We start from the raw sequence: 7159 nt of genomic DNA on the forward strand, positions 1-7159 counted from the left end.
GGCGGGCAAAGACATTCTCCAGCCCCTCGTCCAGCAGCATCTCGGTGGCGACCTTCAGCCCGTTCAGCAGCCCGACCGGCGGGGTGTAGGGAAAGCCGTTGGCGGCATAGCCCTTGGCCATATCGCGGATGTCAAAGAAGGTGCGCGGCAATCCGGCCGCCCCGACCGCCGCCATGGCCTTGGGCGAAAAGCCGACAATCGCCAGACCGGGCGGCAGCATGAACCCCTTTTGCGAGCCGGTGACAGCAACATCCACGCCCCATTCATCCATGCGGAAATCATAGCAGCCGATCGAGCTGACACCATCGACGAACAGCAGCGCCGGGTGGCCCGCCGCGTCCAGCGCCCGGCGCACAGCGGCAATGTCCGACCGCACGCCGGTGGCAGTTTCGTTATGCGTGGCCAGCACGACCCTGATCTGATGGGATTTGTCTGCGGTCAGGATCTCTTGAAAGCGGTCGGCGGGCACGCCCTCGCCCCAGTCCTGCGTGACCACCTGAACGTCCAGCCCGTGGCGCTGGCACATGTCGATCCAGCGATGGCTGAACATGCCGTTGCGCGCCGCCAGAACCTTGTCGCCCGCCGACAGCGTGTTGGTGATCGCGGTCTCCCACCCCCCGGTCCCGGTCGAGGGGAAAACGAACACCTCGGCCTGCGTGGATTTCAGAACCTTCTTCACGCCCGCAAGCGCGGGATGCAGGATCTTTCCGAAGACCGGGCTGCGGTGGTCGATGGTCGGCATGTCGACGGCCTTGCGAAGCACCTCGGGGATGTTCGTCGGGCCGGGAATGAAGATCGGGTTCTGGGTGCTCATGCGAGGCTCCTCCTTGGCTCGGGACGACATCTAGCACAGGCGCCATGTTTCGTAAATTTTTGCGAAAATTGATTTCATTTAATACATTATTCATAATTAATAATGTTAAATCACATATTAATCTTTTTTCACCAAACGAAAGTTGATTTCATAGATTATTTTTCTTACCCTGGAACGGCACAGTGAAAGGCCCTTCCATGCAGCAACCCGTCCGCAAACGAGGCCGCCCCAAGGCCCTCAAGGCGTCCGAGCCCGCCCCCGGCATTCAGGCACTGGACCGCGCGCTTGACGTGCTGGAGGCGCTGGCCACGCATGACGGCATCACCCTGACCGGGCTGGCCGATCATCTGGACCAGTCGCCCGCCACCATGCACCGGGTGCTGGCGACGCTGGAACGGCGGCGCTATGTCGAGAACAATCCCGACCGGCAGGAATGGTTCGTCGGACCCGAGGCGTTCCGGCTTGGCTCGGCCTTTCTGCGCCGCACCAATATCGTGGAACGCAGCCGCACGGTCATGCGCGACCTGATGGCCCGCACGGGAGAGACCGCCAATCTGGGCATCGAACGCGACGGCGACGTGCTGTTCGTCAGCCAGGTCGAGACGCACAACACCATCCGCGCCTTCTTTCCGCCCGGCACGCGTTCGCCGCTGCACGCCTCGGGGATCGGCAAGGCGCTGATGGGCGCGATGGATGACGCCCGGCTTGAGGGGTTCATCCGCGCCGCCACCTTCACCCGCTTTACCGACAAGACCATCACCGATGCGGACGCGCTGCGTGCACAGATCGCGCTGACACGGGCGCGCGGCTATGCGCTGGACGATGAGGAACGCACCATCGGCATGCGCTGCGTCGCCGCCTCGATCGTCAACAGCTATGGTGAGGCGGTTGCGGGCATTTCCGTGTCGGGGCCGACCAGCCGGATGCATGACGAAAAGGTCCGCGACACCGGCCAGCTGGTCCGCGACGCCGCCGCCGAGATGTCCCGGCAACTGGGCGCACCTGCCTGAGCGCCGCAAGACGTTGACTTCGCGCGCGGGCGCGGCCAGGGTTGGCACTCCACCAGGGGGGTTCCGTCAAGGAGCTGAGATACTGCTGTGCCGCAAGGCAGCGCAGGGACCCTATGAACCTGATCCAGTTCATACTGGCGTAGGGACGGTGCGGATGCCCTGACGGCCGGTCCCGGCCTACCCTTGCGGCATTCATTCCCCCTTCCAGTTCGTGCTGGGTCTCCGATGCTTTGAAACGCAAGGAGCCTGACATGACCGATACCCCCGGCAACACCTCCGGTCCGATGGTGACCACCGGCCCGCTGCCCGCCTCGACCAAAGTGTATCAACCCGGCACCCTCTATCCCGACCTGCGCGTGCCCCTGCGCCAGATCGCGCTGCACCCCAGCGCGGATGAGCCGCCGGTGACGGTCTATGACTGCTCGGGGCCTTATACCGATCCCGCCGCCGAAACCGCCATCGACCGCGGCCTGCCCCGCCTGCGCGAGCGATGGACCCTGACCCGTGGCGATACCGAGACCTATGAGGGCCGCCATGTGCAGCCCGCCGATAACGGCTTTGTCTCCGCCGACAGGCTGACGCCGGAATTCCCCGCCCGGAACCGGCCCCTGCGCGCGAAACCGGGCCGCGCGGTCACCCAGATCGCCTCTGCCCGCGCCGGGATCATCACCCCCGAGATGGAGTTCGTGGCCATCCGCGAAAACCTCGGCCGTGCCGCGCGGCGCGAACAGCTGGCGCGCGACGGCGACAGCTTTGGCGCCGCCATCCCCGACCATGTGACACCCGAATTCGTCCGCGACGAGGTGGCCCGTGGCCGCGCCGTGATCCCCGCCAATATCAACCACCCCGAACTGGAGCCGATGGCGATCGGGCGCAATTTTCTGGTCAAGATCAACGCCAATATCGGCAATTCGGCCGTCACCTCGTCGATGGCGGAAGAGGTCGACAAGATGGTCTGGGCGATCCGCTGGGGCGCCGATACGGTGATGGACCTGTCGACCGGGCGCAATATCCACAACATCCGCGAATGGATCATCCGCAACGCGCCCGTCCCCATCGGCACCGTGCCGCTGTATCAGGCGCTGGAAAAGGTCGGCGGCATTGCCGAGGATCTGACATGGGAGGTGTTCCGCGACACGCTGATCGAACAGGCCGAGCAGGGCGTGGACTATTTCACCGTCCACGCCGGCGTGCGGCTGCGCCATATCCCGCTGACGGTCGACCGGGTGACGGGCATCGTCAGCCGGGGCGGCTCGATCATGGCGAAATGGTGCCTGCATCACCACCGCGAGAGCTTCCTCTATGACCATTTCGCCGAGATCTGTCAGATCATGCGCGCCTATGACGTGACCTTCAGCCTGGGCGACGGGCTGCGGCCCGGCTCGATCGCGGATGCCAATGACGCCGCGCAATTCGCCGAGCTGGAGACTTTGGGAGAGCTGACGCAGATCGCATGGGCGCATGACTGTCAGGTGATCATCGAGGGGCCGGGCCACGTGCCGATGCACAAGATCAAGGAGAATATGGACAAGCAGCTGGCGGTCTGCGGCGAGGCGCCGTTTTACACGCTGGGGCCGCTGACCACCGACATCGCGCCGGGCTATGACCACATCACCAGCGGCATCGGCGCGGCGATGATCGGTTGGTTCGGCACCGCGATGCTGTGCTATGTCACCCCCAAGGAACATCTGGGCCTGCCCGACCGCGACGATGTGAAGACCGGCGTCATCACCTACAAGATCGCGGCCCATGCCGCCGATCTGGCCAAGGGCCATCCGGCGGCACGGCTGCGCGACGATGCGCTGTCGCGCGCCCGGTTCGAGTTCCGGTGGGAGGATCAGTTCAACCTGTCGCTGGACCCCGACACCGCCCGCGCCTTCCACGACCAGACCCTGCCCAAGGAGGCGCACAAGGTTGCGCATTTCTGTTCGATGTGCGGACCGAAATTCTGCTCGATGAAGATCAGCCACGACATCCGCGATCAGGCGCGGGCAGAGGCGGGGATGGAGGCGATGGCCGAGAAATATCGCGATGGCGGCGATCTTTACATGCCCGCTGATGAAACCGCCGCCTCCTGACTGTGTCAGCCCGGCGCCGCGTTTCTGCGCGGCGCCGTTCGAAATTTTGTGCATATTATAGAGGATCCATCTTCAGCATCACCGGACAGGACATCTTTAATATGTACGAGCTATTATTATAGCTTGCGGTCCGGACACTCGGGAAATGCATCTTCGCAGATGCTGGTGACAGTCTCAGATGCAAAAGACCTGTCGTCACGACACCGAATTACCCCGATTAATTTACACACCTGAATGATGCAGACATATCCACTTGGGAACTCACCCCCAACCGTATCCAAAACCGTCTCATCCACGCCGATGCAGCAAAAACCGACGCCCGGAAATGCTGCAACAGCCTGACTTAACGCGCCGAATCATCGGCAAAATCCGGCCTTTTTTATGCGGATTCTTACCTTCTTACGCGAATACAAAGCATATGAATATACATTAACTTAGGGTCGATAAATTTACCTCATACATTAACCTCCCCTTAACACACTATACATCGCACATAACTCAACTTCTGGTAGTAAGATCGCTCTTTTATCCCCCCTCGACTCGCATATTTCTGACACCTCACGACAATAAAATGACGCGAACCACTCCTCCTTTCCAAAAGACTTGCTAAAATGCCACCAATGTTCTTTCTCGTGACAAGATGAATACCACAGGGCGACTGCCGTCGCAGACGCCTCAGATCAGATGTAACCCGTAGCTGCGACCCCCTGACACCGTTCTGGCGCAGGTCACTCGTTTGTAAAGGACGGCCACCATGACCGACACGACATTCAAGGTCCTCAACCTTGGCAACTTCTCGCTTCTCGACGTCAATGAAACCGATGGTATCGTCGAGAGGGCGCACCTGCTGACAAACCAGACCTTCGGCAGCAGCGGCGATCCGCTTTACAACAAGATCCAGACGCTCCGTCCGGTCGGAAACGGCTTTGACGGGGGCACGCCGGGCTCCTATGACTATCAGCGCGACAGTGGACAGTTCGACCAGTTTTCGATCAACGGCGGGGGCACCTATAACTTTGACGCCTTCGCCAGCATGGACACCACGCTGACATATATCGACGGCACAACGGCGACCGTAACCGGCAGGGTCTTTCAGGACGCGGTCGGAAACACCTGGCTTGCCCCTCCGGCGTCTCCCGGTGCTGATCTGGATGCCTATCAGGCAAAGCCGGTCGTCGCCGTGACGTTCGGCAATGTCATCGCCAACAATGAGGTCATGTCGGGCGCGCGGGTCGAAGCGGCGTTTGTGCCCGTGGTCGATGGCACCTCCGGCAATGACCTCATCGGTCCAGGCTATCAGGACCGCGTCGCCACCGACGAGTCCGGAAGCTTCGTCAGCAACACTGGCAGAAATTTCATCAACGGCGGTGCCGGCAACGACGAAATCCGCGGCGGCGGCGGCAATGACTGGATCAATGGCGGTTCGGGCGATGATGTCATCTACGGCAATGCGGGCAATGATACGATTTTTGGCGGGACCGGGAACGACTATATCGTCGGCGGTTCGGGCGCCGACAAGCTTGACGGCGGTCAGGGCAACGACACGCTCAGCTATGTGACCGACTCGACCGGCGTGCGCGTCAGCCTGCTCGACAACACCGCATCCGGCGGCCACGCAGAGGGCGATGTCATCTCGAATTTCGAGAATCTTGACGGCGGCAGCGGGAATGACCACCTGACGCTGTCCAATACTTCGGGCATCGTCAATGCGGGTGCTGGAAATGATACGGTCTTCGGCGGCAACGGAGACGACACACTGAACGGCGGCGCTGGCAACGACCTGCTGAACGGCGGGGCAGGCAATGACATCCTGAACGGCGGCGACGGCAATGACACGCTGCAAGGTGGCGCGGGCATCGACACGCTGACCGGCGGCGCGGGGGTCAATACCTTCATCTATAGCGGCACCGGCGATATCATTACCGATTTCGGATCGGACAATGCCGCCGGCGCGATGGATGACGGCGATGCGACCAACAATGACAACATTGATCTGTCGTCGGTCTACAATGCGACCACGCTGGCAGCCTGGAACGCCGCGAACCCGAACCAGCAATACAGCCATGCGCTGGGATGGATGCGGGCCGATCAGGCCGATGGCGTGCTGGATCAGGCCAACGGGCTGCGCATCTGGAACAACGGTGTCGCCGTCGATGCCAGCCTGCTGAACTTCGAAACGACCAGTGTGATGTGCTTTGCCAGCGGCACTCTGATCCGCACCCCACAGGGCGAGGTCGAGGTGCAGGAACTGGCACAGGGCGATCTGGTCACGACCGTCGATGCGGGCGCGCAGCCGGTTCTGTGGATCGGGCATCGCACCCTGTCGGCCGCGGACCTTCAGGCCGCCCCTCATCTGCGCCCGATCCGCATTCCGGCAGGTGCACTGGGCTGCGGCTTGCCCGCGCGCGATCTGACGGTGTCGCCGCAACACCGCGTGCTGGTGCGGTCGCAGATTGCGCATCGCATGTTCGGTCAGGACGAGGTTCTGGTCGCCGCCAAGCATCTGGTCGGCACCGGGGGGATCACCGTGGTCGCTGACGCCGCCGGGGTCGATTACTGGCACTTTATGTTCGACAGCCATCAGGTCGTCTATTCCGAAGGTGCCACCACCGAGAGCCTGTTCACCGGCCCCGAAGCTCTCAAAGCCGTCAGCGAGGAAGGCCGCCGCGAGCTCATGGAGCTGCTGCCCCAGTTGCAGGACGCCAGCTTCGCACCGGCACGGGCGCTGATCGGTGGCCGTCAGGGCCGCAATCTGGCTGGGCGCCACCGCAGGAATGGCACCGCGCTCTACGCGTCCTGAGCCATAGGCGCCACGCTTCTGACGCAATCCCCGCCGTTCTGACGGCGGGGATTTTTGCATGTCGGCCCATCCGATCTTTGCCCGTTCCTTGATACAGAATTGCCGATCGCGCCGCTTGCCGTTGCGCGCAAGTTTGGCTTTGGTGGGCCGCACGCAACCCGACCGGAGGCCCCCATGCGCTACAGCCGCGATCTGCGAGGATATGGCCCGACGCCACCCGATCCCGAATGGCCGGGCGGCGCCCGCATCGCCGTCCAGATCGTGGTGAATTACGAAGAGGGCGGCGAGAACAGCATCGAGCATGGCGATGCCGCCTCCGAGGCGTTCCTGTCGGAAATCATCGGCGCCCAGCCCTGGCCCGGACAGCGGCACTGGAACATGGAATCCATCTATGATTACGGCGCCCGCGCGGGATTCTGGCGCCTGCACCGGCTGCTGGCGCACATCCCCGTCACCG

The 7159-nt window shown here is 62.5% G+C and carries 4 protein-coding genes, 1 pseudogene and 1 riboswitch; of the genes and pseudogenes, 4 read left to right on the forward strand and 1 reads right to left on the reverse strand.

What is annotated here, in order from left to right; all coding sequences use genetic code 11:
* Positions 1-814: pyridoxal-phosphate-dependent aminotransferase family protein (locus tag ACK41U_RS18710; protein ID WP_409683600.1), on the reverse strand; the 814-nt coding region annotated here is incomplete at its 3' end.
* A 197-nt stretch (positions 815-1011) separates the two neighbouring features.
* Between ACK41U_RS18710 and bhcR the strand changes: the two genes are divergently transcribed.
* The 4 genes and pseudogenes from bhcR to ACK41U_RS18730 form a co-directional block, all read left to right on the forward strand.
* Positions 1012-1824 carry an HTH-type transcriptional regulator BhcR gene (gene bhcR, locus ACK41U_RS18715; protein ID WP_409683603.1) on the forward strand — a complete coding sequence of 271 codons (813 nt, stop codon included), beginning with the start codon at positions 1012-1014 and terminating at the stop codon, positions 1822-1824.
* 44 nt (positions 1825-1868) lie between these two features.
* Positions 1869-1988, forward strand: a riboswitch (TPP riboswitch).
* Between the two features lie 87 nt (positions 1989-2075).
* Positions 2076-3902 carry a phosphomethylpyrimidine synthase ThiC gene (gene thiC / locus ACK41U_RS18720; RefSeq protein ID WP_409683606.1) on the forward strand — a complete coding sequence of 609 codons (1827 nt, stop codon included), beginning with the start codon at positions 2076-2078 and terminating at the stop codon, positions 3900-3902.
* Positions 3903-4656: 754 nt separating this feature from the next.
* Positions 4657-6702: a Hint domain-containing protein gene (locus ACK41U_RS18725; RefSeq protein WP_409683608.1), complete on the forward strand. Its 2046-nt coding sequence runs from the start codon at positions 4657-4659 to the stop codon at positions 6700-6702.
* 174 nt (positions 6703-6876) lie between these two features.
* A pseudogene (locus ACK41U_RS18730) lies at positions 6877-7159 on the forward strand (polysaccharide deacetylase); the annotation flags it as partial.

It is taken from the genome of Paracoccus sp. (in: a-proteobacteria) (genome assembly GCF_046289755.1).
Lineage (GTDB): Bacteria > Pseudomonadota > Alphaproteobacteria > Rhodobacterales > Rhodobacteraceae > Paracoccus.